This is a genomic window from Sphingopyxis sp. (assembly GCF_040216815.1).
GTDB lineage: Bacteria > Pseudomonadota > Alphaproteobacteria > Sphingomonadales > Sphingomonadaceae > Sphingopyxis.
Map to the genome: position 1 here is coordinate 421,241 of NZ_JAVJOJ010000001.1, position 24,458 is coordinate 445,698.

20 protein-coding genes are annotated in these 24,458 nt (G+C 64.4%); 1 reads left to right on the forward strand and 19 read right to left on the reverse strand.

What is annotated here, in order from left to right; genetic code table 11:
• Positions 1-18 precede the first annotated feature (18 nt).
• The 4 genes from RIA72_RS02065 to RIA72_RS02080 all read right to left on the reverse strand — a co-directional run bounded on the left by RIA72_RS02065 (position 19) and on the right by RIA72_RS02080 (position 5,574).
• Positions 19-2,283: a TonB-dependent receptor gene (locus tag RIA72_RS02065; RefSeq protein WP_350030692.1), complete on the reverse strand. Its 2,265-nt coding sequence runs from the start codon at positions 2,281-2,283 to the stop codon at positions 19-21.
• 390 nt (positions 2,284-2,673) lie between these two features.
• Positions 2,674-3,432, reverse strand: a complete 759-nt coding sequence (locus RIA72_RS02070) for an SDR family oxidoreductase (RefSeq protein ID WP_350030693.1) — start codon at positions 3,430-3,432, stop codon at positions 2,674-2,676.
• Positions 3,433-3,559: 127 nt separating this feature from the next.
• Positions 3,560-4,633, reverse strand: coding sequence for a 4-hydroxy-2-oxovalerate aldolase (gene dmpG, locus RIA72_RS02075; RefSeq protein WP_350030694.1), 1,074 nt, complete (start codon positions 4,631-4,633; stop codon positions 3,560-3,562).
• Complete coding sequence (locus tag RIA72_RS02080) at positions 4,630-5,574, reverse strand: acetaldehyde dehydrogenase (acetylating) (RefSeq protein WP_350030695.1); 945 nt, start codon at positions 5,572-5,574, stop codon at positions 4,630-4,632. Before RIA72_RS02080 ends, dmpG begins: the two co-directional genes overlap by 4 nt.
• Positions 5,575-5,826: 252 nt before the next feature.
• Here RIA72_RS02080 and RIA72_RS02085 point away from each other — a divergent pair, with 252 nt between their 5' ends.
• Complete coding sequence (locus RIA72_RS02085) at positions 5,827-6,957, forward strand: helix-turn-helix transcriptional regulator (RefSeq protein WP_350030696.1); 1,131 nt, start codon at positions 5,827-5,829, stop codon at positions 6,955-6,957.
• A 3-nt stretch (positions 6,958-6,960) separates the two neighbouring features.
• On the opposite strand, the gene RIA72_RS02090 is transcribed toward RIA72_RS02085, so the two are convergent.
• The 15 genes from RIA72_RS02090 to RIA72_RS02160 all read right to left on the reverse strand — a co-directional run bounded on the left by RIA72_RS02090 (position 6,961) and on the right by RIA72_RS02160 (position 24,457).
• A complete protein-coding gene (locus RIA72_RS02090; RefSeq protein ID WP_350030697.1) occupies positions 6,961-8,298 on the reverse strand; it encodes an MFS transporter in 1,338 nt (445 codons plus the stop codon).
• Entirely contained in the window at positions 8,292-9,161 is an 870-nt protein-coding gene (locus tag RIA72_RS02095; RefSeq protein WP_350030698.1) for an SDR family NAD(P)-dependent oxidoreductase, read from the reverse strand. Before RIA72_RS02095 ends, RIA72_RS02090 begins: the two co-directional genes overlap by 7 nt.
• A complete protein-coding gene (locus RIA72_RS02100; RefSeq protein ID WP_350030699.1) occupies positions 9,161-9,961 on the reverse strand; it encodes an acetoacetate decarboxylase family protein in 801 nt (266 codons plus the stop codon). Before RIA72_RS02100 ends, RIA72_RS02095 begins: the two co-directional genes overlap by 1 nt.
• Before the next feature lie 65 nt (positions 9,962-10,026).
• On the reverse strand, positions 10,027-11,013 hold the full coding sequence (locus RIA72_RS02105; RefSeq protein ID WP_350030700.1) for a Rieske 2Fe-2S domain-containing protein: 987 nt from the start codon (positions 11,011-11,013) through the stop codon (positions 10,027-10,029).
• A gap of 157 nt (positions 11,014-11,170) precedes the next feature.
• Positions 11,171-12,076 (reverse strand): LysR family transcriptional regulator, encoded by a 906-nt coding sequence (locus RIA72_RS02110; RefSeq protein WP_350030701.1) that lies wholly within the window; start codon positions 12,074-12,076, stop codon positions 11,171-11,173.
• A gap of 89 nt (positions 12,077-12,165) precedes the next feature.
• A complete protein-coding gene (locus tag RIA72_RS02115) occupies positions 12,166-13,359 on the reverse strand; it encodes an amidohydrolase family protein (protein WP_350030702.1) in 1,194 nt (397 codons plus the stop codon).
• Positions 13,360-13,489: 130 nt separating this feature from the next.
• The gene (locus RIA72_RS02120) at positions 13,490-14,722 is read right to left on the reverse strand and encodes an MFS transporter (protein WP_350030703.1); all 1,233 of its coding nucleotides are present in this window, start codon (positions 14,720-14,722) and stop codon (positions 13,490-13,492) included.
• Positions 14,723-14,741: 19 nt separating this feature from the next.
• Complete coding sequence (locus RIA72_RS02125) at positions 14,742-17,057, reverse strand: TonB-dependent receptor (protein WP_350030704.1); 2,316 nt, start codon at positions 17,055-17,057, stop codon at positions 14,742-14,744.
• 324 nt (positions 17,058-17,381) lie between these two features.
• Positions 17,382-18,920, reverse strand: a complete 1,539-nt coding sequence (locus tag RIA72_RS02130) for a FadD3 family acyl-CoA ligase (protein WP_350030705.1) — start codon at positions 18,918-18,920, stop codon at positions 17,382-17,384.
• Entirely contained in the window at positions 18,917-19,384 is a 468-nt protein-coding gene (locus RIA72_RS02135) for a MaoC family dehydratase (RefSeq protein WP_350030706.1), read from the reverse strand. The genes RIA72_RS02130 and RIA72_RS02135 overlap by 4 nt, the downstream gene beginning before the upstream one ends.
• Positions 19,385-19,389: 5 nt before the next feature.
• Positions 19,390-20,166, reverse strand: a complete 777-nt coding sequence (locus RIA72_RS02140) for an SDR family oxidoreductase (protein WP_350030707.1) — start codon at positions 20,164-20,166, stop codon at positions 19,390-19,392.
• Complete coding sequence (locus tag RIA72_RS02145) at positions 20,163-21,341, reverse strand: acyl-CoA dehydrogenase family protein (protein ID WP_350030708.1); 1,179 nt, start codon at positions 21,339-21,341, stop codon at positions 20,163-20,165. Before RIA72_RS02145 ends, RIA72_RS02140 begins: the two co-directional genes overlap by 4 nt.
• Positions 21,338-22,396: an acyl-CoA dehydrogenase family protein gene (locus RIA72_RS02150; protein WP_350030709.1), complete on the reverse strand. Its 1,059-nt coding sequence runs from the start codon at positions 22,394-22,396 to the stop codon at positions 21,338-21,340. The genes RIA72_RS02145 and RIA72_RS02150 overlap by 4 nt, the downstream gene beginning before the upstream one ends.
• A 1-nt stretch (position 22,397) precedes the next feature.
• Complete coding sequence (locus RIA72_RS02155) at positions 22,398-23,303, reverse strand: SDR family oxidoreductase (RefSeq protein ID WP_350030710.1); 906 nt, start codon at positions 23,301-23,303, stop codon at positions 22,398-22,400.
• 2 nt (positions 23,304-23,305) lie between these two features.
• On the reverse strand, positions 23,306-24,457 hold the full coding sequence (locus RIA72_RS02160) for an acetyl-CoA C-acetyltransferase (protein WP_350030711.1): 1,152 nt from the start codon (positions 24,455-24,457) through the stop codon (positions 23,306-23,308).
• Between the last annotated feature and the right edge of the window lies 1 nt (position 24,458).

Here is a 24,458-nt window from a genome sequence, read left to right on the forward strand (position 1 = left end):
GCGCCGCGGACCGGTCATTCAGAATTTTATCGCAAAGTCGACGCCGAACTCGCGCGGCGGCTGGTAGAATTGCGAAATGGGGGTCGCGCCCGCGTTGGTCGCGCCCGAAATCACCTCCTGGTCGGTCAGGTTGCTGCCATAGAGCGTGACCTTCCAGCGTTCGTCGTGACCCGCCACCGCGATGCTCGCGTTGAGCAGGACGACCTCGTCGCGGTAATAGCCGGGCAGATTGCTGCGGCCCCAGGTGTTGAAGCGAGCCGAATAGCGTGCGTCGCTGTGCAGCTTTACCTCTCCGAAACCCGTCGGGATCGCATAGTCGAGCGACAGGCTGCCGCTCCATTTCGGCGCATTGGCAAGGTCGAGCCCGGTCGAATCGGTCGGTACCGCGAAGGTGCCGTTCGGCACGCCGTTGATCAGGATCGGTACCGCCGGGCCGCACTGGCCGACTTCGGGCGCCCCATTGGTAAAGACGCCGTTGGTGTCGGCGCAGAAGTCGGTGTAGCGCGCGTGGAGATAGGCGATATTGGCGCCGATCGTGAAATTGTCCATCGGCCGCAACAGGCTTTCGACCTCGAAGCCATAGATTTTCGCCGCGGCGACGTTGGTTGTGATATTCTCGGCGCGCACCGCGCCCATCTTCGTCACCGAGCTTTGCAGGTCGCGGTAGTTGTTGACGAAACCCGCCACGTTGAAACGCAGCAACCGGTCGAACAGATCGGTCTTTGCGCCCACCTCGAACGCATTGACGCGCTCGGGATTGTAGGGGCCGATATTTTCCGGGATCGTGCCGCGCGAGTTGAAACCGCCCGCCTTATAACCCTGCGAATAGTTGGCGTAGACCATCACGTCGGGGGTGACTTCGTAATTGACCGTCAGACGCGGTGTGAATTCGGCCCACGAGGCCTTCAGGCTGCTCGCAAAGGACGAGATCTGATTGCCGTTCACAAAGACCTGGTTCGCGATGTCATATTTCTTGCGGTCATGGCTGTAGCGGCCGCCGAGCGACAGCGTCAGGCCGTCGGCGGGATGCGCGTTGACGAGCGCAAAAATCGCATAGCTTTCGGTGTCCTGATGAAGCTGCGCACGCGTCGTCGTGGTCGGCGTCGCGAACACCGTGTTGAACTGACGCCATTTGTCGGCCTGGTAATAAAGGCCGACGACGAAATCGACCGGTTCGCCCGCCGGCGAAACATAGCGCAGTTCGCCGCTTTTCGATTCACCCGAAAAGTCGCGGGTCACGTCGAGTTGCGGCGCGGGGGTGATCAGCCCGTCGAAATCGCCGCGCGTCAGATAGTCCAGATTGCGATAGCCGAGCACCGAGGTGATCGTGCCCCAGCCTACATCGAGGTTCGACGTCAGCGAGCCGCCATAGGTTTCGGTGTTGGCAATCGGGTCGAAAAGCACCGCCGACTTGCGGATGTCGGTCTTTACGATGTCGGGGAGGCGATCCCAATTGGGATCGCCGTTGTCGAGGACGTGCGGGGCCGGGCCGGTCGTCTTCTGCTTCAGCCAGTCGACGACAAGCGCCGTGTCGAAGGCGCCGCCCGGATCAAAATCCAGCGCGCCGCGCACCGACTTGACGTTGCTGCCGTTGAGGCGGTTGCCGGTGACGACGTTGCGGCTGTAGCCATCGTAGTCGCGGAAATTCACCGCGACCTTCGCGGCGAGCATGTCATTGGCGAAACGGCCGCTGTTGACCTTGCCCCGGAACTGCTTGAGCCCGAACGAACCGAGCGTCAGCCGCGCTTCCGCCCCGAAATCGGCGGTCGGCCGCGCGGTGATGACGTTGAGCGTACCGGCGAGATTATTCTTGCCGAACAACACGCCCTGCGGACCTTTCAGCACCTCCACGCGCTCGATATCGAACAGGTCGAGCATCGTGCTCGATACGAAGGGGATATAGACGCCGTCGATGATCGTGCTGACCTTGGGGTCGGCGTTCGGATCGGGGTCGGCCGTGCTCATGCCGCGGATCGAGATCATCGGGACGTTGGCGACAAGACCCTGGGTCTGCAGGACCACGTTCGGCGCCAGGCCATTCAGGCTGGTGATGTTGGTGCTGCCGCTGCTTTCGACCATTTCGCTGTTGAACGCCGAAATGGCGATCGGGACGTCCTGCACACTCTCGGACCGGCGCTGCGCCGTGACGAGAATTTCGCCATAAACCTCTTCGGCGCTGGCGGCCGTGGAGGCGTCATTGGCCGGATCGGCGGTCTGCGCTTGCGCAGGCATCGCCGCCAGGGCGATGGTGGCCGTCGAAATCAGAAGCAAAGCGGTCTTCATTTGGTCCTCCCGTACAGGGGCCGCGCCAAGGCGCGTTCCGCACGCGCCATCGCGTCGGAAATGCGGTGCTCGCATCCGGCCCATCATGTTTCCGGAACAGAAGTTGCTGCTGGCTTCGGCCGGTTTTCCCATCGGCCCGGGATCGTGTCGATCCTCAGCGCATGCCGTCGGCGTCAATCCTCCAGTCCCGCGGCCGGAATTAGCAGCAAAAAATAATACTTCAAGTACTAAGTATATTCGCTCTGCCGCAGGACCGGGCTCTGCAGTCGCGCGGGCGATCGACTGGCAGGCGTCGATCGCGGGGATCGCCTTGGCCGATGGGTTGAAAAGCCGAAGCTTGGCCTCGGAAAACCGCCGCGCGGCGAAGCTCGGGGCGCTCCGGCATCGACGTCAGGATTTGGCGAGCAGCAGATGGGGCGGCGTTTCGCCGCCGCTGTGAACCGTTATGTGCGTGCCGGTGATGAACCGCGCGGCCTCCGACGCCAGCCATGCGACCACCGGCCCCAGATCGCTTCCCCGCACCATCCGTCCCATCGGAAGCGCCGCACCGATTCGCGCGACGCCCTCGGGGCCGCCATAATGATCGACCTGCTCGACATCTTCGACCAGTCCGACGACGATCGTATTGATCCGGACCGTCGAACCCCATTCCATCGCCAGACTCTCCGTCGCGTTGATCAGCCCGGCCTTGGCCGCGCCGTACGCCGCGGTGCCCGGCGAGGGCCGCTTGCCCGAAATGCTGGCGATGTTGACCACGCTTCCTCCGCTTTCGCGCAAGGCCCGGAAGGCGGCACGACAGAGGTAGAGCGGCGCAAGGAGATTGAGTGTCACGACGCGTTCGAGCAATCTTGGCGAGGAATCGGCAAGCGGCTGAAAGGGGGTCCCACCGGCATTGTTGACGAGAAGGTCGAGCCGGCCGAATCGCGCCAAGACATCGGCGACGAGCGTTTCGGCCATCGCCGGATCTCGGACATCGGCGGCGCTGAACCAGGCTTCACCGTCCGCCGCCACGATGGGCCCGTCGGGTTCGCGCCGTCCACAAACGGCAACATCCCATCCTTCGCCCAGCAGATGCTCCGCCGTGGCACGGCCAAGCCCGCGGGTGCCACCGGTGACGAGCGCTACCCGTTTGTCGCCATGCTTCGCCATGCCTCTCCCCTTGCTCGACCATAGCGCGCCGGAGGCCGCCGCCAAGCCGGATATGGCGTCTGCGCGCGGTGCGATGCTCCCATTTGGCGCTTTTCGTCAGGAAACTCTCTGGTCGGGCAGAGCCACCTCAGCTCGAAGAGACCGATGCTGCTGATCGGCCTTCGTTCAACAGATCGAGCGCGACATCGACGATCATATCCTCCTGGCCTCCGACCATCTTGCGCCGCCCGAGTTCGACCAGAATGGCCCGCGTGTCGAGCCCATAGGTTTCGGCCGCCTTTTCGGCATGGCGAAGAAAGCTCGAATAGACCCCGGCATAGCCGAGCGCGAGCGTTTCGCGGTCGACGCGCACCGGCCGGTCCTGAAGCGGGCGGACCAGATCCTCCGCCGCATCCATCAGAGCATTGACATCGCAGCCATGATGCCAGCCCTTGCGGTCGACCGCCGCGACAAATACTTCCAGCGGCGCATTGCCGGCTCCCGCGCCCATGCCGGTCAGCGAGGCGTCGATGCGCACCGCCCCTTCCTGCGCCGCGACAATCGAATTGGCGACACCGAGCGACAGGTTGTGGTGCGCGTGAATGCCGCGCTGCGTTTCGGGTTTCAACAGCCGGTCATAGGCGCGCAGCCGGTCGCGAACGCCGTCCATGTCGAGCGCGCCGCCGCTGTCGGTGACATAGACGCATTGCGCACCATAGCTTTCCATCAATTGCGCCTGGCTCGCCAGCGCGTCGGGGTCGATCATATGGCTCATCATCAGAAAGCCCGACACGTCCATCCCCAGGTCGCGCGCGATGCCAATATGCTGTTTCGACACATCGGCCTCGGTACAATGCGTCGCGACGCGGACCGAACGCACGCCGAGGTCGTATGCGCGCCGCAGTTCCTCGACCGTGCCCACGCCGGGCAGGATCAGCGTCGTCAGCACCGATTTCGTCAGCACTGAGGCAACCGCCTCCAGCCATTCCCAATCGGTATGGGCGCCGAAGCCATAGTTGAAACTCGCGCCACTGAGGCCATCGCCGTGCGCGACCTCGATTGCGTCGACCCCCGCGTCGTCGAGCGCTCTCGCGATCGCCTGCACATGGTCGATGCCGTACATGTGCCGGATCGCGTGCATCCCGTCGCGCAGCGTGACGTCTTGGATATAGAGCTTGTCGCCCGCCTCGACGTTGAAGCGATTGGCGTTCGAGGCGGTCATGCCGTCACTTTCTTTCCCTCGCGGATGCGCTCGGCCAGCAGCTCCCCGGTTGCTTTCGCTGCCGCGGTCATGATGTCGAGATTGCCCGAATAGGGCGGCAGATAATCCCCCGCCCCCTCGACCTCTAAAAATATCATCGTCTTGATGCCGGTGAACCGGCCAAGTCCGGGGATCGTGATCGGATTATTGTCGCCGAAGCGCTCGAACTGCACCTCCTGCTTCAGCCGATAGCCGGGCACATAGGCCTGCACCTTTTTCACCATCGCCTCGACCGAAGCGCGGATGGTCTCTTCGTCGGCGCCTTCGGACAGGGTGAACACCGTATCGCGCATGATCATCGGCGGCTCGGCGGGGTTCAGAATGATGATCGCCTTGCCTTTTGCGGCGCCGCCGACCGCCTCGATCGCGCGCGCCGTGGTCCGGGTAAATTCGTCGATATTGGCGCGTGTGCCGGGACCCGCCGAGCGCGACGACACCGACGCGACGATTTCCGCATAATGCACCGTCGCGACCTGGCTGACCGCGGCGACCATCGGGATCGTCGCCTGCCCGCCGCATGTCACCATGTTGACGTTGGGTTGATCCAGATGCGCCTCCATATTGACGGGAGGAACGGTGAACGGGCCGATCGCTGCGGGTGTCAGGTCGACCACCTGGATTCCGTCGGCGCGCAGCGTCGCATCATGCGCCTTGTGGGCATAAGCCGACGTCGCATCGAACACGATACCGATCGCGGAATAGCAGGGCAGGCGCTTCAATCCCTCGATCCCGTCATGTGTGGTGGCGATGCCGTTGGCACGCGCCATCGCAAGACCTTCTGACGCAGGATCGATACCGACCATCGCCGCCAGTTCCATATTTTGAGGATATTTGATCATCTTCATCATCAGGTCGGTGCCGATATTGCCCGATCCGATGATCGCCGCCTTCACTGGTGCCATGATCGGAAACCATCCTTTGTCCTGCCCCCGACATAAGGTCGGAGCCCGCGCCACTCCCTCCTGGATGAGATGGATCGTCGAGTCAAGTTTGCGGACTATAGTTAACACAATTTTACGCAATCATGTACCATTTGGCGCATGATTGGCGATAATGATGTAACTTATGACAGAAATTGAGCCATATTGCGAAGTGCTGGCAATCGCGCCATGCTGTCCCCGTTTTTGGGAAGGCGGCGGGGACGAGTGAGGCGCGTGAAGGATATAGAACTTCCCGAAGCATTGCTTCTGAGCCTCTACGGCGGCCCGCTTGAGGACATGCCGTGGCGCGGCTTTTTGAAGGCGCTGATCGACCATGTCGGTTGCAACAATGCGGCGATCACGCTGCAACTGAGCCGCCGGGGGCTGGCGCCGATGGTGATCTGGGGCAACCCGCCGCCGATCACGGCCGCGCAGGCGCGCGACATCGACGACCGCCATGCCGCGCTGGGGCATCTAGACCCGCTGCGCAACGCGCTTCGCCGATCGGGCGACATCATGCTGCTCGAAGAAGTCGCCTCGTCGGACGATCTGGTCGACAATGAATTTTATCGCACCGTCTTTCACCCCTATGGCATCGAACGCGCCGTCGGCATGTTCGTGACGGAACCGGGCGGCATGGAATGCAACATCGGCCTGACCGGACCGATCGACGGCGTCCGTTTCGGGGCCGCACACAAGCGTTTCCTGGCAAGGCTGCGTCCCCATTTCGAACAATCGCTGTCGCTTTTTTCGCGCATATACCGCGACGAAAGCGAGATTGAGGTTCTCACCGACACGCTCGACCGCCTGACGATCGGGACATTCATCATCGACGGAAAGGGCACGCTCATCCGCGCGAACGGCGCAGCGCGGCGGATGATCCAGCAGGCCGACATATTCACGTTGCACGGCAACCAGCTGTCGCTTCGCGGCCGCAGCGATTCGACCCGCTTTGCCGAGGCGATCCGCGAAGCGCTTGCGGCGCGAATGGAGGAAGCGGCGGCCGAATATGTCCGCGCGTTCCGCTGTGCCGACAGCGGCGCGGGCATATTGGTGCGCGCGGTCAAGCGCGACCGGTCGCGACCCACCGACCCCAGCCCGGCCGTCGTCGTCTATGCGACCGAAGTGAACGGCGGAAACGCTCTTGAACGGCTGATCGCCGCGCTGTTCGACCTGTCCCCTTCGGAAGCGAATCTGGCGGCGCTGCTGACCCAAGGCCTGACGTTGGCCGAGGCGGCGCGGGAATCCGGGCTGACCGAAAGCACCGTGCGCAGCTATTCGAAGCGTATATTCGCCAAGGTCGGCGTGAACCGGCAGGCCGAACTGATCCGCCTTATCCTGCGCAGCGTCGCGATGCTGGGGTAGGCATCAACCCTCGACCGCGCGGCGATAGTGCGGTAAGGCGACGAGCAGCAATGCCACGATGAGCGGCAGAACCACCGCGCCGGCAATGGCGATCGAATAGCCGAGCGCAGCCTGATCGCCGAAGCCGAAATCGGTGATCGCAGCGATGACGCTGGCGCCAAGACCGGTGCCGATCAAATTGACGCAGAGCAGCGAGATTGCGGTGACCTGCCCGCGCAGCTGGTTCGGCGTCACGTCCTGGATCGCGGTCAGCATCACACCCTGCGACGCCTGGCCGATCAACGTGCCGACAGCCATCATGGTCAGCGAAAGAAAGGCGGTCGGCATGAGCGGCGCGGCGATCAACGGCAATCCCTTCAAAACCGTAGCGATCAGCACGACGCGCATGTTGGCGTCGGCGCGCCCGCTTTGCATCAGCCGTCCCGCCAACCAGCCGCCCGACAGCGTGCCGACCGTCCCGCACACGAGCATCACCATGCCATAGGAAAGGCCGACCTCGGCCGGTGTCATGCCATAGCTGCGAATGAGAAAGGTCGGGAACCAGAGCGCCGTACCGATCGCAAGGAGGGCAATCAGGCTGAGCGAACCGATCAGCGACCCGAAAAGCGTCCAGCGTTGCGAAATATAGTCAAACCCCTCGCGAATGCTGCTTTTGGCGGAGAGATCGGCCGCGACCTCCTGGCGGACGGGTTCGCGGATCAGAAGCATGAGCGCCGCGATGATCAGCCCCGGCGCCCCGGCGCACAGAAACACCGCCTGCCACGGCGCGAAACTACCGAGGAGCGGCAACGTCCAGCCCCCCGCGTCGGTGAAATAGCCCAGCAACCAGCCGCCGAAGAGCAGCGCAAGCCCGCCGCCGATCGGGTAGCCGATCGCATAAAAACTGATCGCCAGCGCGCGCCGCCGCCGTTCGAAATAGTCGCTGATCAGCGAATAGGCCGTCGGGCTGAGCGTTGCTTCGCCCACCCCCACGCCGACCCGCGCGAGGAACAGTCCGATGAAACTGCTGGTGAAACCGCACGCCGCTGTCATCAGCGACCAGAAGAGCACGCCCCACACGATCAGCGTCGCGCGACGCTTCGTGCGGTCGACGAAACGCCCGATCGGCAGCGCGGCGACACTGTAGAGGAGCGAAAAGGCGAAACCTTGCAGCAGGCTGATCTCGAAATCGCTGAGCCCCAGATCCTTCTGAATCGGCTCGACCATCAAGGTCAGCACGCGCGCATCGATCGCGCTGAAACAATAGCCGACGAAGAGGATCGCGACGACCAGCCAGCGATAGACGCCGCGAGAGGGCGCGGCACCCGCCGTTCGCGCGTCGGCCGCCGCGGCGCTCACCATGCCGGGGGCGGGTCCCGCCGCGCCAATATCTGTTCGGTGCGCGCAGCGATCAGCACGTCATTCTCCTCGCTTTCCGGCAACAGCCAGAACCGCCCCGCGCGCACCCCGTCAAGCGCGAAAGCCGACACCTCCTCGGGCTCGGTCAATTCGAGCTTCAGCCCGGTGGTACGCACCAGATCCTCCATCGTCCGATAGGCAACCTTGGTCTGCGTTTCATTTTCGACATAATCGGCCGGGCGCACCTCGCCCGATGCCATGATGCCGGTATTGACCGTGTGCGGGCCCGGAAAGAGAATGGCGGCGCGAAGCTTGCCGCCTTCACGCAGAAGCTGTTGATGCAGCACTTCGGAAATGCTCGTGACCGCCGCCTTGGTCGCGGCATAGATCGGCGTGTTGGGCAGCGAGCGCAGCCCGCCATTGGTCGAGCTGGTGTTGATCACCACCCCCTCCTCGCCCGCCTCGAGCATATACGGCACGAAGGCGGCGATCCCGTGGACGACACCGAGGACATTGACATCGACGCCCCAGCGCCAGTCGCTGAGCGGCAATGTCCATATCTTGCGCTGCGCCTCGCCCAGTCCGACGCCCGCATTGTTGAAGAGCAGATGCACCGTGCCGAAGCGTTCAAAGACACGCTCGGCGAGCGCGCGAACCGATGCCTCTTTTGTCACATCGCAGGCAATCGCAAGAACCGCGCCCTCGCCGAGCGTGTCGATCTCCGCGCGCACTGTTTCGAGCCGCCCCGGATCGATGTCGGCGATCACGACATGCGCCCCGGCACGGGCGAGGTCGGCGCACAGACACTTGCCGACGCCGCTTGCTCCGCCGGTCACAACAGCTACCCGGCCCGCGAAATCGTCCATCAGGCGGCCTTCCGTGCGCCGAGCTCGAGGCCGATATTGCGCGGGTCGTCGTGGCGCCCGACCCAGTGCGGCGCGATCCATTCGCCCGGCACCTTGCGGAGCAGCGTACCCCCGGTCGCCGTACCCCCTTCAACATATTCCATGTCGACGAGACGGCGGACCGGGATGTCGGCGAGCGGATCATAAGGCGATTCGCGGAGCGTGATCGTCCCCGTCATCGCGCGGCGGCCGCTGTAGTTGCGCTGCCAGTTGAGACGGGTCAGGAAAACGTCACCGTCGAACTGCCCCGGCGTGTCGATCGACGGCATGCCCTTGTAGCAAAAAAGATGCTCCTCGAACGCCAGCGGTGCGTCGATCGCCTCGCCGATGGTGCCCTCGATCTCGAAATAGGCAATGCCGTGGCGCGAGCAGGTGGCGCGGAGGTGATCGCCCTTTCGCTCGAAATGCGTCTCGGCGATCTTCTTAGGCTCGCCGAAACGCTCACGCCCCGAGGTTACGACGGTTTCGCCCTCCATCGCCATGTGAAAGCAATAAGCGCCCGGCGCGCCTTCGTGGGTGCAATTGACCCCGACGGTGAGCGCGCCGATCTCGACGGTGTCGGTTTCGGTCACGTGCATCGCTACATGAACCATCTGCAACCAGATTTCGGGACGTTCGATCGCCACCAAGGGCTGCGGAAGCAGCGCCGCGATCACCTCTGGATCGGTTTCGTATGTGGCGCGGATGCCGTATACGGTATTTTTGAGCATCCCCGGCGCACGCGTTTCGACCGGACCCTGGACATAGCGCAATCTGGACATCGAACTTCTCCCAATGGCGCCCGCGGGCGCAGTCAGCGGATGGTTCCGCACGGTATGAATGAGGCTTACTCGGCCGCTTCAGCCAGACGGCTTCCGTCGGGGCCTTCGGCATAAAACTGCTCGAAATAGCGGCGGAAGCGCAGAATCGGGCCATCGCCGTCGCAAAGGAACGGCCGGGCTCGATGAATCTTGTTGTGCCAGATCGGAATGTCGCCCTCGACGCCCTTTTGACCGCAGGTATTCTCGATCGCCGCTTCGATCGCTTTTTCCTGCGGCGATCCCGGCTCGACCTTCGGATGCGTGAAGCAGAAGCGAAGTTCGACATCGTCGGCCTCGACCGGCGTTGCGATGACAAGAAGCGAAAGCTCGACGAGTCCGCTCAGCCGCGTAAACTTCTGCCCCGCCCCGTTTTGCACCGTCTCGACCGAATAGGGGAGCTGCTTGCGCTCGCCCGTCGGCAGGTCGATCGTGCGGTGGCCCCGCGCGACGCTGCGCCGGCGCACGCCGTCATAATCGGTCTCGCCCTCGGGGACCGCATCCATCGCGTGCACATAGGCAAAGTGCGCCACGTCGACGCCGTTTTCGGCAATTTCCTGCGGGTTGCTGGCAAAACGCCATTCGCGCTTCACCGGCTCGGCAAAGGCGGGGTCGGTGAATTCGGGATAATCAATAACGTCGAACATCGGGGCCAGGTCATCGGGGTGATACCAGGCCCAGATAACGCCGCTCTTTTCCACCACGGGATAGGATTTCGCGAGCGGCTCGCGCTTGGCGCGCGGCGGAAAGGCTTTGGCATAGGGGATCGCGCTGCAAAAACCGTCGGGACGGAAGGCCCAATGGTGAAAAGGACAGCGCAGGCTGTCGCCGTCGACCTGCCCGCCATACCCCATATGCGCGCCCAGATGCGGGCAATAGGCATCGAGCAAGCCCGCTTCGCCGCCCTCGCCGCGAAAAAGGACGAGATCGCGTCCGAAATAGTGAACCGGCCGGACATCGCCCACCTTCAACTCGGCGCCATAACCGACCCCGAACCAGCCATAGGGAATGGGCATTGGAAAGCGTTCAACCTTTGGCAACGTCAGTCTCCCGGATGGCCGCCCTTTTTCCGGGCCGCTCTTGTTGGCCAAGTGTATCGATTGCGTCGTCAGACGTAAGACTGAAATGGCGCACAGTTTGTGCGCAGGGACGAACAATGATGGGTGGGGTGGGTCAGTAACGCGCCGCGAGCGACGCCGCCATCGACGGGCGCACCTTCACACGCGAGAATTGGCGGACCAGATAGTCGATGAAGGCGCGCGTCGCGACCGACATGATCCCCGGCGAATAGACCACCCAGCATTTCCGGTCGTAAAAGGACCAGTCGGCGTCGAGCGCGAGCATCCCGCCACTCGCCAGGTCCTGACGCACGATGCTGACCGGCAGGCTTGCGATGCCGAGCCCCTTGCGCGCCGCGCTGCGCAGCGCGATGCCGCTGTTGCTCATCCAGCGTGGATTGACCTTTATGTGGACGTCGTCGTTAAAGCTGACCGTCGCGCTGAGATCGGTCAGGCAGTCGTGTTCGACCAGATCCTGCGGCGTTTCTGGCCAACCGCGCGCGGCGACATAAGCGGGCGCGGCGCACAGGCAATAGGACAGATAGCCGAACGTGCGCGCGCGCAGATTTGAATTGGGCAGCGCGCCGTAACGGATGACGACGTCGAAACGCTCCTGCACAATCTCATTCTCGTTGAGATAGGCTATCGGTTCGATCAGGATGCCTGGATGTTCGGCGCTGAATTCGGCGAGCAGCGCCGACATGAAATCCGACCCGAAAATGTCGCTCAGCCCCACGCGCAGGCGCCCGACGGGTTCGGTGCTATATCGGCCGACCTGCTTTTCGACCTCGCCGAGGCGGATCTGCAGATCGGCGCATTCGCGGTGAAAGCTTTCGCCCGCGCCGGTCAATGACAGGCGGCGGGTGGTGCGGACAAGCAGCTGGACGCCCAGCCGCTCTTCCAGTTCGTGCACCGTCTTGCTGATATAGGATTTGGAAACCCCCAGATGATCGCCGGCGGCAGTGAAACTGCCCTGTTCGACAACCGCCAGAAATTCCTCGATTCCGCGCCAGCTCGACATCGTTCACCCCCAAAGGCCGGGATGCTATCAAGCAGGCGCCCGAATGCAATTGGCTATCGGGCCGCCCCCGGCGAATGGGCCATATGCGCCTATTCGGCCGCCTGCTTGACGAAGAGCTCGCGGCGCGGGCCGATCTCGCCCGCCACCTTCCACAGCGCGTCGGCATCGATGTCGTAAACGTCGAGCGCGTTGATCCCGAGCATCGCCTGAATATCGTCGTCGGGCAGACCGCCAAGGCTGACCGTCATCTTTTCGAGCGTGCTGGGCCAGGTTCCCTCGGGATGCGGATAGTCGGTGCCCCAAAGAATCCGATCGACGCCGATGTCGTAATAGGCCTGCGTCGTTTCCTCGTCGGGCAGCGCCGAACAGCCGACCCAGACGTTGCGCGCGAAATATTCGCTCGGTTTCATGCTCATATTGGCATAATAGTCCCCGAGCTTCCCGCTGGTGTGCTTGGCCGAGGCGCGTATGTCCATGAGCTGCATGACCCACGGGAACCAGAATTCGCCGCCCGCTTCGGTAAAGCAGACCTTGAGCTGGGGATATTCCTCGAACACCCCGCCGAATGTCATCGACCACAAAGGCCGCGTCATCCAGAACGCGAATTCGCAAAGATACGTGCCGATCCAGCCGGGCTGTGTCGTGTCATAGGCCGGCGCGCCCCCCGAATGGAAATGCAACGGCATATTCATGTCCTGAAGCATCGCCCAGATGCGGTGATATTTGGTGTGATTGTAAAGATCATATCCCTCGGTCAGCGCCGGGAAGAACACACCTTTGAGGCCGTTCTTGCGCGCCCATTCTATCTCCTTCGCGGTTTCGTCGAGATCGTAAAGGGCGGGGATGACGGCAAGGCCGATGCGGCGGTGCGGATCATCCTGGCAGAATTCGGCGAGCCAGCGATTGTGCGCACGCGCACCCGCCCATTGCAGTTCGGCCCGCGCGGCATTCGGTTTCAGCCCGATGTCGGCGCCGAAGGGCGGTGCGTTGCGTTCGGTGATACCGTCGGGGAACAGCACTTCGGCCGTGACCCCATCCTGATCGAGCACGCGGTTGCGGATCGTGCCGTCCCACGCGCCTTCCAGCCCGTCGCCGACGCGCGCGCGCCATTTGGTGTTGAAATCGTCGATCAGGAAGCGCTTTTCATGCTCTTCGCGCGCCTTGATCTCGAGCTGGACCGTGTCGTCGAACTGCTGATGATATTTCGATTCGAGATAGTCGCGATAACGCTCGGGCGGGAGGCCGACATGGCCGTCCGACGAGATGACAAGATAACGGTCCATGAAAATCTCTCCGCTTCAATCTTTTCCGTGCATGCCCGGCGGACAGCCGCGGCGGGCCGCACCCGGTGTATGACGATGGTTCGACACTATGCGCTTCGCGCGCCGGAAAAAGGGGCCGGACGGCAACGCACTATTGCTCTTCATGGACAATAGGCCGGACCAGATGGTCGAGCAGCAGTACCGCGCAGATCGCGGCCGCAATGGCGAAAGGCGCCGGCCGCCAGCCCTGATAGGCGATCGACGCCACGATCGGCGGCAGGGTGATCGACGCCCCCGCGATCAGCGTGATCGCCGACGCGATGCCCACCTGCTCCCTCGCGGACCCCGCGAGCGACGCCGCGGCGCTGAACCCCGGCCGCGACAGCCCATAGCCGAAACTGGCGAGGACGAACCCCAGCACGGCCGCGCCGACGGCGCCTTCCGCCACCGCCAGAATATTGCCAGCGAACGCCAGTGCCGCGCCGGCCCGCATCATCGCCAGCGGCGAAAGCGACAGCAGGCGGACAAGCCCCCACTGAGCGAGCAACGCGGCGATCGCGCCGGCGGTCATGGCGATGCCGATCATCTGTTGTGCCGTCAGCGATCCGGGCGTCGTTCGGTCGAGGATCGCGAAGCCGATCGTATACAGGTTGATCGCCTGCGCCGAGCAGAGCAACAGCCCGAAATTGAGATGGCGGCCGATCGCCGGGCGTCGCCACACCGCGGTCAGCGACGGTCCGTGCGCGCCTCCGGGGACCGCACCCTGCCCCACCGGCCGGGCGGGCAGGTACAGATAGGTTCCGGCGAGCGCCAGCAGACCGAACAGGGCGAAGCCAAGCATCGGACCCAATGGCCCCAGCGGATCGACCATCATCGCAGGGGCGATCGCCGGGCCGACGATCGTTCCCAGACTGAGCGCACCGGCCAGGCCGGCGATCGCCCGCGTGCGTTGCGGGCCGTCGGTGCGGGCGGCAACGAGGGCCTGCGTCGCGGTCGCCGCCGCCGACCCCAGCAGACCATAGACCGAGCGCAGCACCGCGAAGCAACCAAAGGTCGCGAGCGGCGGCAAAATGGCAAGCAGGCCAAGCTCCACCGCCAGGGCGCAGCCCGCCATCGACAGCACGAAGCCGACGAGTCCGCCGCGAATATAAAATACGGGACCGCCGCGACCGATTCGCGTCACCCAGAAGGGCGAACTGACCGCCCAGGTCAGCGCAGAGAGCGAGAAGATGCCGGCGACCAGATAGTCTGGAATATGCAGCATCCGGCCGATCGCCGGCATCACCGATACCAGGCCGATGTTGCCGATCGCAGTCAGGAAGGTGACTGCCCCCAGAAAGGGCAGCACCCACCGCGACCCCGCAGGCGGGGGAAAGGACGTCACTGGCACCGCGCGCCGCCAATCAGAAGCGGATGCGCAATTCTCCGCCAAAGCTGCGCGGATCGCCAAATTGGCTGAGCGTCAGGATGCTGAGGTTGATTGCGCTGACCTTATATTCCTTGTCGGTCAGGTTCTTGCCCCACAAGGCAAACTCCGCCCTCGTCCCGCCGCCAAGGCCGATTTCGGTGAGCGCGAGGCGCCCGTCGAGCAGCCCGTAAGACGGCATCTTGGCCAGCGGGTCGGGCGTGATCGACGAGAACTGACTGCTGCGCCAGCTGTAGTTGAGGCTCGCCTCGATCCGACCCACGCCGATGTCGTGCCGGTAAAGGGCACCGATCTGATAATTCCATTTGGGCACGCGCGACAGCACATAGGTGTCGGTGACGTCGGTGCCGTCGGGAAGGGTGAAATCGGTGTAGCGCGCGTCGACGTAACCGCCGCCGAAATTGATCGTGAAGCCGTCGACCGGGCGCAGCGTCCCTTCGACCTCGAATCCCGTAAATTTTGCCTCGCCCGCGTTGATGATGTTCGTCGTTACCAGCGATGGGACGAACACGCCGGCCTGAAAATCCTTGTAGATCGAATGATAGACCGCGGCGTTCAGGTTGAGCGCATTGCCCAGCCCCGCATATTTCATCCCCATTTCGAACGAGGTCAGTTTTTCCGGATTATAGGGCGTCATGAACGCGGCATTGGTCGCCGCGGTATCATTGATGCCGCCGCTCTTGAAGCCCGTCGCGACGCGCGCATAGACCGAAAAATCGGGTTGGAATTTGTAGAGGATATTCAATTCGGGATTAAATCTTTTCCAGACGCCCGAGTTTTCGAGCGGGCTGAGATCGGTATAGCCAATCCCGCCCGCGCCCGGCCGCGCTCCGGCGGCAGGCTGGCCGCTGCGCGTCACCGGATTGCCGTTCGCGTCGCGTACGAACACGCCCGATCCGGGCGCCGCGGGATTGACGCGATAGGCCGAATTGGACAGCAGCAGTTCACGGGCGCGTTTGGATTCGCGCGTGTAGCGCAAGCCGACCGATGCGGTCAGCCGTTCGTCGAGCGCCTGCGGCGTCCACGCAATCTGGCCATAGCCCGCATAGGATTTCGAGCGCCCGCCGCGCTCGCTGATGTCGAAGGCGTTGCCGCCGAACTGAAAGTTCCAGCGCGGATTATACACGTCATACTCATCGTCGAGATAGAAGGCGCCGAGTGTATATTTGAAGTCGCCAGCGGTTCCGATCGCCTGGAACTCCTGTGTGAACTGCTTGTAATTATTGTCGAGAATGATGCGGAGCAGATCGAGCGGGCTGCCGTCGAAATCGCTCGCGGACCGCGTTATGGCCGTGCGCCGTGCGGTGATCGACTTCAGCGTCAGGTCGCCGATTCCGGGCTCCCATTCGATCGTGAGCGCATGGCCGTTGGTGCGGTAGTTGCTGTGGATCGCACTTTGCGCCCCGATCTCGCGCGTCCGGCCGGAAACGACATAGGGCCGCAGCATTGCATTGAGAAAAGCGGTCGCGCCCGATCCGGTGACGGCGGTGGCCGCAAGCTGGTTCGGCGTCCCCTTGCTGTCCGAAATATCATAGCTGTAGAGCGCGCTGAAGCTGTCCGACGGACGCCACAAAAGGTCGGCCCGCGCGGCCCACAATTCTTCCTCGCCAAAATTCTTCTTGCGCACCGCGTTGCGGTAATAGCCGCCATCGAGCTTGGTGATCACCCCGACCTTGGCACTGAAACCCGCCACTTCGGGCAGGTCGACCGACAACCGCTGGTTGAACTGCCCCCAGCTGCCCGCGCCGGCAAGAAATTGCCCGCCAAATTCGCCGCTCGGCTTGCGCGTGATCAGATTGACCGCGCCGCCAATGGTATTCTTGCCATAAAGCGTGCCTTGCGGCCCGCGCAGCACTTCGACGCGCTCGAGATCGACGGTGTCGAAGGCCGCCCCCGTCGACTTCCCGATCGGCACGCCGTCAATATAGAGGCCCACCGGCTGATCGCGGGCAAGGCTGGTATCGGCCGATGGTGACAGGCCGCGAATCGTGATCAGCGGGCCGAAGCTGTTGCCGATCGTTTCGTTGATCTGCATGTTGGGAACGACCGTCGCAATGTCCGACACGTTGCGGACCTGCGCGCGGTCGATCGCGGCGCTGCTGACCGCGGAGACGGAGATGGGAACATCGACGAGCCGCTCCTCGCGCCGTTGCGCGGTGACGACGATATCGCCCTCGGGGGCGGCGGCGCCGTACCCGGCGTCGTCCGACGGCGCGTCCTGCGCCATCGCCATCGACGCGCTCGAGGCCGTGGCGGCCATGACCGCCCAAAGGGCAGTTTTCCGATATGCCATAAATTCTCCCTCGTCCCACGGGCGGCTTTTTCAGCCGCCGACTCCCGGGCTTCTTTCTCTTTTCGGCCCGATTGCTGAACGGACGATAACCGAGCTTCGATGGCCGTAAAGCGCGCCTTTGTCACAACACTGTTCACCCCTGTGGCGAATGTCGGGGCGCGAACGGACGGCGCGGCGCTGCGGCCGATCGGCCTCGCGGTCGCAGTGCGGGCATTGCGCGGCGGCGGCGCGGATCGCACGGCACGCGGGCCGTCGCTTCATCGTTCGTCGTCGGATCAAGCGCGTCGGGCGCGAACCCTGTTCGGGGTGCGGCCGAGGGCTTTGTCAGGACAGGCGCCGGAGCTCGTCCTTGACCACCTTGCCCGAGGCATTGAGCGGCAGCGCACCGACCGTTTCGACAAAGCGAGGCGCCTTGTAGTTGGCCATATTTTGCCGCGCCCATTGAAGGATCTGATCGGCGTCGGCGTCGGCGTTCGGTCGCAGGACGACAAAGGCACGCCCGACCTCCCCCAACCGTTCGTCGCCCACGCCGATCACCGCGGCCTGGGCAACGGCGGGATGCGAACAGAGCATATTTTCGACTTCGGCCGGATAGACGTTGAAACCGCCCGAAATATACATGTCCTTCTTGCGGTCGGTGATGCGCAGATAACCGGCATCGTCGAGCATGCCGACATCGCCGGTGCGAAGCCACCCGTCCTCGTCGATTACCTCGCCGGTGGCGGCGGGATCGTCGAGATAGCCCAGCATCACACCCGCGCCGCGCACGCATATCTCGCCGGTTTCGCCGGCGCCAAGCGCCCGGCCCGCATCGTCGACGATCCGAAGCTCGACCCCCGGCATCGCCCGGCCGCAACTGTCGGCGACGAGTTCGACCGGATCGCCGCGCCGGCACGCGGTGATGAAGACGCACTCGGTCATGCCATAGGCCGTGACCGCATCGACGAGCCCCAGCTCGCTGCGCATACGCCGGACAAGATCGGCGGGCACCGACGCGGCCCCCGTCACGCCGCCGCGCAGCGAGGCTGTGCTGAAATCATTCTCGGCCTTCGCGGCGAGGAGCGACTGATAGATGGTCGGAGGGCCGGGCAGGAAGCTGATCCGTTCGCGCTCGATCAAGCGCGCGACCCGGCGGACATCGAAGCTGGAGACCGGATAGATCGCGGCGCCGCGCAGCAAGGCCGCAACCCAGCCCGCCTTATAGCCGAAGCTGTGGAAGAAGGGATTGATGATCAGATAATGATCGCCCTCTTCCAGCCCGACGAGTTCGGCCCATTCCCACACCATCGGCACCACGTTGCGATGCGACGACAGCACCCCCTTGGCGCGCCCCGTCGTCCCGCTGGTGAACAATATGTCGGAAACATGATCGGGCGTCAGGCGCTGCATCGCAGCGTCGACTCGCGGATCGCCCGCGTCGCCCGCGCGGCGAAAACCGTCCCAGTCGCTCTGCAGGCAAATGACGTGCGAAAGCGACGGCAATTTTTGGTCCGAGAGCAAGGCCCGATAATCGGTGCCCAAAAATTCGCCGACAAGGAACAGCAGCTTCGCGCCGGTGCGGCGCAGAATGTCGGCCGCCTCGCCCCCTTTGAGCCGCGTATTCAGCGGCACGATCGCCGCGCCGCAGATCATCGCGCCCACGGCCGCAGCGATCCACCGGCGCGAATTGGGCGCCCAGATCGCCACGCGGTCGCCATCGCCCAGACCGTGCGCGAGCATCGCCGATGCGGCGATCCGGGCTTCGCGCCAGACGTCGTCGTAACTCCAGCGGACATCCTCTTCGATCAGCGCGGCGGCGGCGCCCCGATGGCGGGCGGCGGCCTCGACAAGATGCGGAATGGTGGCGGGAAGCGGACGGGTCATCGCTGCTCCGGATAATAGCGGCTGATCGTATCGACGACACAGGCCGGCCTGTCACCCTCTTCGATCTCGATCGTGACGCGGATCACCGACTGGACGGCACCCTTGATTTCGCTCGCCGAAAGCATCTCGCCCCGTCCGCGAATCCGCCGTCCGACCGGTACCGGGGCCAGAAAGCGCAGCCGGTCGGCGCCGACATTCACGGCATGGGCGAACCCGCGCACCTCGATAAGTTGCGGCAGGAAAAAATTCACAAGGCTCATCGTCAGATAGCCGTGGGCGATCGTGCCGCCGAACGGGCTGGCGGCCGCGCGTTTGGGATCGACGTGAATCCACTGACGATCGCCGGTGACGTCGGCAAAACCATCGACGCGTGCCTGGTCGATCAGCAGCCAGTCGGTCGGCGCGAATATTTCGCCTTCGCAGCCGAGCATCGCGGCGGGCGTGTCGAAGATGCGCGCGGTCACGACCGTCAGGCCCGCTGGCTCGAAACCGACACCACCTCTCCGGTCATGTAGCCGGCGAGGTCGGACGCAAGGAAGATCATCACATTGGCGACTTCCCAAACCTCGGCCGGCCGGCCGAAGGCTTCGCGGGCGGAGAGGTCGGCGAGCAGGTCGTCGCTCGTCACCTTGGCCAGAAAGGCGTGCATCGCGATCGACGGCGCCACCGCGTTGATCCGGACGCCATGCTCGGCAGCCTCGACCGCCGAACAGCGGGTGAAGGCCATGACGCCTGCCTTCGCCGCGGCATAGTGGGCCTGCCCCTTCTGCGCGCGCCAGCCGAGCACCGAGGCATTGTTGACGATCGCCCCCTCGCCACGCCCGTACATATGGGGCAGGAATGCCCGGCTCATGCGGAACACGCTGGTAAGCGTCACGTCCAGAACGCGGTGCCATTGATCGTCGGTCATTTCGGTGACGGGTGCCTCGCCGCCCAGACCCGCATTGTTGACAAGCACGTCGACATGGCCAAGTTCGCCCAGCGCGACATCGCGCAGCGCGTCGACCTGCGCCTGATCGGTCACGTCGCAAAGACGCGTCGCGGGACGTGCACCGACCGCTTCGGCGATACGGTCGGCGGCTTCGGCAAGCCGCTTTTCATGGATGTCGCTGATCAGCAGACGTGCCCCTTCCTCGGCGGCCCGCCGGGCGACCGCAAAGCCGATGCCCGTGCCCGCCGCGGCGGTGACGACGACCGTTTTCCCCTTCAACAGATCGCGCGGGGCCGGATAGGCTGGAATCGTCATAAATCTCCCCTCGGTTCACGCGGCAGCCCAAGGCCGCGCTCGGCGATCAGATTGCGCTGGATCTGGTTGGTCCCGCCATAGATGGTGTCGGCCCGCGAATAGAGGAACAGGTTGGAAAGCAGCGGCCATTCGTAACCGGCAGCGTCCGTCACTTCGCCCGCCTGCCCGAGAACGTCCATCGCGAGTTCGCCAAGCGAGCGGCGCCAGCTCGCCCACTGGATCTTGTAGGTGAGCGCTGCGCCATCGATCGTGGCATGATCGGTGCGCGACAACATGCGCAGCGCCCCGTAACGCATCAGTCGCAGGCCGATTTCGGCAGCCGCGATACGCTGGCGGATCAACGGGTCGCGCGCCGCGCCATTGGCGCGCGCGGCGGCGATGATCGCGTCGAGTTCGTTCCGGAACCCCATCTGCTGCCCCAGCGTCGAAACCCCGCGTTCAAAGGCGAGCAGCCCCATGGCGACCTTCCACCCGTCGCCTTCGGCGCCGATCAGGCTGTCGCTGGCGCAGCGTGCCCCGGTGAAAAAGGTTTCGTTGAACTCCGCTTCGCCGTTGATCTGGCGGATACCGCGGACCTCGATCCCCGGCTGGTCGATTTCCATCATCAGAAAGCTTAACCCGCGCGGCCCCCGCGAACCTTCCTCGGTCCGCGCGATGACGAATATCCAGTCCGAATAATGCGCAAGGCTGGTCCATATCTTCTGGCCGTCGACGACCCATTCGCCGCCGTCCAGCCGCGCGCGCGTCCGCACGCTCGCCAGGTCGGACCCCGCTCCGGGTTCAGAAAACCCCTGACAGAAAATCGTCCGCCCGGCGGCAATATCGGGCAGGAAGCGCTGCTGCTGCTGTGCGGTGCCGAACGCGAGCAACGTCGGCCCAGCCAGTTCGATCCCGATATGGTTGATCCGCCCCGGCACCCCGGCCCGCGCATATTCCTCGGCAAAGATGACCTGTCGCGCCAAACTCGCGCCGCGCCCGCCCCATCTTTCGGGCCAACCGATGCACGACCAGCGATGAGCCGCAAGCTGCTGTTCCCATTCCTTGCGGCGTTCGATCGCGCCGGTCAACGTCGTGATGCCCTTGATGTCACGGAACTCGCCCGCCATCTGGCCGGACAACCAGTCGGCGCATTCCTGCCGGAATAGCTCGTCCTCGCGGGAAAAACCAAGCTTCATGCGGCGTCCCCGAACAGCATCGCCGCGATCGCTTCGCGGTGCCACGCGCCGCTGCCAAGCATCGTCTGAAGCGCGCGTGCGCGCTTGAAGAACAGATGCGCGTCATGTTCCCAGGTGAAGCCGATACCGCCGTGCAGCTGAATCATGTCGCCCGCGCAGCGGAAATAGGTATCGGCCGCAAAGCTTTTGGCGGCGTGGACCGCGAGCGACGCGTCGCTCGCACGTTCATCGACCGCGCACGCTGCCCAATAGACCGCCGATCGCGCCTGTTCGATGGCGATCATCATGTCCGCCAAGCGATGCTTATAGGCCTGAAACGACCCGATCGGCCGGCCGAACTGGACGCGCTCCTTTGCATAGGCAACGGTGCGGTCGAGACATTCCTGCGCCCCGCCCAGTGCCTCGGCAGCGATAACCACATATCCCGCGTTGCGCGCCGCTTGCAGCGCGGCGACGGGATCGGCAAGACGCGCGCCGCGCGCCCCGTCCAGCTCAACCCGCGCATAGGGACGCGTCTGATCCATCGTGGTCAGCCGGCGCACCCGCACGCGCGGATCATCGCCCACCACCAGCCAGGCCCCTTCGCCGTCGGTGACAAGCAGAAGTTCTGCCGACGCCCCGTGCGCCGCGAAATCACATGCTCCGGTCAGGCGGTCGCCGACGGCCCGAATAGCGCCATCATCGACAAAAGCGGCAATGACATCGCCCGACAAAAGCCGGGGAAGCCATTCGGCCTGCTGCGTCGCGCTGCCGCCGTGCGCGATCGCCTGCGCCGACAGCGCCAGGCTGCCGAGCATCGGCAAGGCCGCGACAGCGGCGCCCGCGGCTTCGGCGACGATCGCGAGTTCAACGAGCCCGAGCCCGAGGCCGCCAAGCTCCTCTGCAATGCCGATGCCCGACAGGCCAAGTTCACCGCAATAGGTTTTCCAAAGATCGCGATCGATGCCATCGGCCGCCATCGCGCGCCGCACCCGATCACTCGTTGCCTGCCCCCCGAACAGGCCGCGTGCGGTTTCGGCGATCATCCTTTGTTCGTCGGTGAAGGCGAAGTCCATGTCAGCCGGCGCCCCAAACCTTGCGCGGCGGCACGCGCTCGGCGAGCAGGCGGTCGACGGCATCACCGATCTCGGCAGGCGTCCAGCGCCGTGCGGCATCGACCATCGGACCTTCGCGCCAGCCGTCCTCGATCACGATCTTGCCGCCTTCCAGTTCAAAGACACAGCCCGTCACATGCGCCGACCGCTCGCTGCCCAGCCAAACCACCGTGGGGGCAATATTCGCGGGGTCCATCGTGTCGAACGCCTGCCCGGCGGTCGCCATCTTCTCGGCGAACGCCTGTTCGGTCATCCGTGTGCGCGCCGACGGCGCGAGTGCGTTGGCGGTGATGCCATAGCGCCCCAGCTCGGCCGCCTGAACCAGCGTCAACGCCGCGATCCCGCCCTTCGCGGTCGCATAGGCTGCCTGCGCTATCGACCCTTGCAGTCCCGCCCCCGACGAGGTGTTGATGATACGCGCAGCGGGATCCGCGCCCGCTTTCTGCTTGGCGCGCCAGTAATCGACCGCGTGCCGCGACAGACAGAAATGACCGCGCAGATGGACATGCATCGTCGCGTCCCATTCGTCGGGCGTCGCCGACACGAACATCCGGTCGCGAACGATCCCGGCATTGTTCACGACAACATGGAGGTCCCCGAAACGATCGATCGCCGTATCGACGATCCGCTTGGCCGCATCCCAGTCGGTGACGTCTTCGTGGTTCGCGATCGCGCTGCCGCCCGCAGCGACAATTTCCTCCACCACGCCATCGGCGGCGCTTGTGTCGCGCCCCTCGCCGCCCAGCGAGGTACCGATATCGTTCACGACGACATTGGCGCCCTCGGCAGCAAAGGCGAGCGCATAGGCCCGGCCAAGGCCGCGCGCCGCGCCGGTGATAATCACGGTCCGCCCGGTGCAAATCGGCATCGTCAAAGCCTTTCGATGATCGTCACGTTGGCCTGTCCGCCGCCCTCGCACATCGTCTGCAATCCGAACCGGCCGCCGGTCCGTTCGAGCGCGCCGAGCAAGGTGGTCATCAGCCGCGCGCCCGTGGCGCCGAGCGGGTGGCCGAGCGCGATCGCCCCGCCTTGGACATTGACCTTGTCGTGCGGAATATTGAGCTCACGCATCCACGCCATCGGGATGCTGGCAAAGGCTTCGTTGCATTCAAACAGGTCGATGTCGCCGACCGTCATGCCCGCCTTTTTCAGCGCATGACGGGTCGCGGCGATCGGCGCGGTGAGCATCCAGACGGGATCATCACCGCGCACCGACAGATGATGAATGCGCGCGCGCGGCCTCAATCCATGGTCCTTCACCGCCCGATCCGATGCGATGAGAAGCGCCGCGGCGCCGTCGCAATTCTGGCTCGCGACGCCGGCTGTCACCCTGCCCCCCTCCTGCACCGGGCGCAGTTCGGCGAGCCCTTCGATCGTCGTCTGCGGGCGGATCGTCTCGTCGCGCGTCAGTCCGGCGAGCGGCGCAACCTCGGCATCGAACCAACCCTGCTGCCATGCCGCCTCGGCACGCCGATGGCTCTCGAACGCAAATTCCTCCATCGCGGCGCGGTCGATCGCCCATTTTTCGGCGATCCTTTCAGCCGAGCTGATCTGGTTGAGCAGACCGTCGCCATAACGATCCACCCAGCCCGGCGACCCGGTGAAGGGGTCGCCGAACCCATGCGCCTGGCCCGCGATCATCGCGGCCGAAATCGGGATCGCGTTCATCGCCTGGCTTCCGCCGGCAACGACCAGATCCTGCGTCCCGCTCATCACCCCCTGCGCCGCGAAATGCACCGCCTGCTGCGACGATCCGCACTGCCGGTCGATCGTCGTGCCGGGGACATGTTCGGGCAACCCGGCGACGAGCCAGGCGGTGCGGCCGATGTCGCCCGCCTGCGGACCGATTGTGTCGCAACATCCCCAGACAACGTCGTCGACAGCGGCCGGATCGATGCCCGCCCGCTCGATCAGCGCCCGAATGGGGTGTGCGCCAAGGTCGGCGGGGTGCAGCGCCGCCAGGCTTCCCTTCTTGCGCCCGATCGGGGTTCGAACGGCATCGATGATATAGGCTTCGCTCACG

What these genes read in the sequence shown, in the direction of transcription:
- RIA72_RS02070 (WP_350030693.1), bottom strand. Translation starts at nt 3,432, where the DNA reads ATGGCGAAGCATGGCGACAAACGGGTAGCGCTCGTCACCGGTGGCACC.
- dmpG (WP_350030694.1), bottom strand. Translation starts at nt 4,633, where the DNA reads ATGACCGCCTCGAACGCCAATCGCTTCAACGTCGAGGCGGGCGACAAG.
- RIA72_RS02115 (WP_350030702.1), bottom strand. Translation starts at nt 13,359, where the DNA reads ATGGACCGTTATCTTGTCATCTCGTCGGACGGCCATGTCGGCCTCCCG.
- RIA72_RS02100 (WP_350030699.1), bottom strand. Translation starts at nt 9,961, where the DNA reads ATGTCCAGATTGCGCTATGTCCAGGGTCCGGTCGAAACGCGTGCGCCG.
- RIA72_RS02125 (WP_350030704.1), bottom strand. Translation starts at nt 17,057, where the DNA reads ATGGCATATCGGAAAACTGCCCTTTGGGCGGTCATGGCCGCCACGGCC.
- RIA72_RS02095 (WP_350030698.1), bottom strand. Translation starts at nt 9,161, where the DNA reads ATGGACGATTTCGCGGGCCGGGTAGCTGTTGTGACCGGCGGAGCAAGC.
- RIA72_RS02110 (WP_350030701.1), bottom strand. Translation starts at nt 12,076, where the DNA reads ATGTCGAGCTGGCGCGGAATCGAGGAATTTCTGGCGGTTGTCGAACAG.
- RIA72_RS02090 (WP_350030697.1), bottom strand. Translation starts at nt 8,298, where the DNA reads ATGGTGAGCGCCGCGGCGGCCGACGCGCGAACGGCGGGTGCCGCGCCC.
- RIA72_RS02065 (WP_350030692.1), bottom strand. Translation starts at nt 2,283, where the DNA reads ATGAAGACCGCTTTGCTTCTGATTTCGACGGCCACCATCGCCCTGGCG.
- RIA72_RS02140 (WP_350030707.1), bottom strand. Translation starts at nt 20,166, where the DNA reads ATGACGATTCCAGCCTATCCGGCCCCGCGCGATCTGTTGAAGGGGAAA.
- RIA72_RS02155 (WP_350030710.1), bottom strand. Translation starts at nt 23,303, where the DNA reads ATGCCGATTTGCACCGGGCGGACCGTGATTATCACCGGCGCGGCGCGC.
- RIA72_RS02080 (WP_350030695.1), bottom strand. Translation starts at nt 5,574, where the DNA reads ATGGCACCAGTGAAGGCGGCGATCATCGGATCGGGCAATATCGGCACC.
- RIA72_RS02150 (WP_350030709.1), bottom strand. Translation starts at nt 22,396, where the DNA reads ATGGACTTCGCCTTCACCGACGAACAAAGGATGATCGCCGAAACCGCA.
- RIA72_RS02145 (WP_350030708.1), bottom strand. Translation starts at nt 21,341, where the DNA reads ATGAAGCTTGGTTTTTCCCGCGAGGACGAGCTATTCCGGCAGGAATGC.
- RIA72_RS02105 (WP_350030700.1), bottom strand. Translation starts at nt 11,013, where the DNA reads ATGCCCATTCCCTATGGCTGGTTCGGGGTCGGTTATGGCGCCGAGTTG.
- RIA72_RS02130 (WP_350030705.1), bottom strand. Translation starts at nt 18,920, where the DNA reads ATGACCCGTCCGCTTCCCGCCACCATTCCGCATCTTGTCGAGGCCGCC.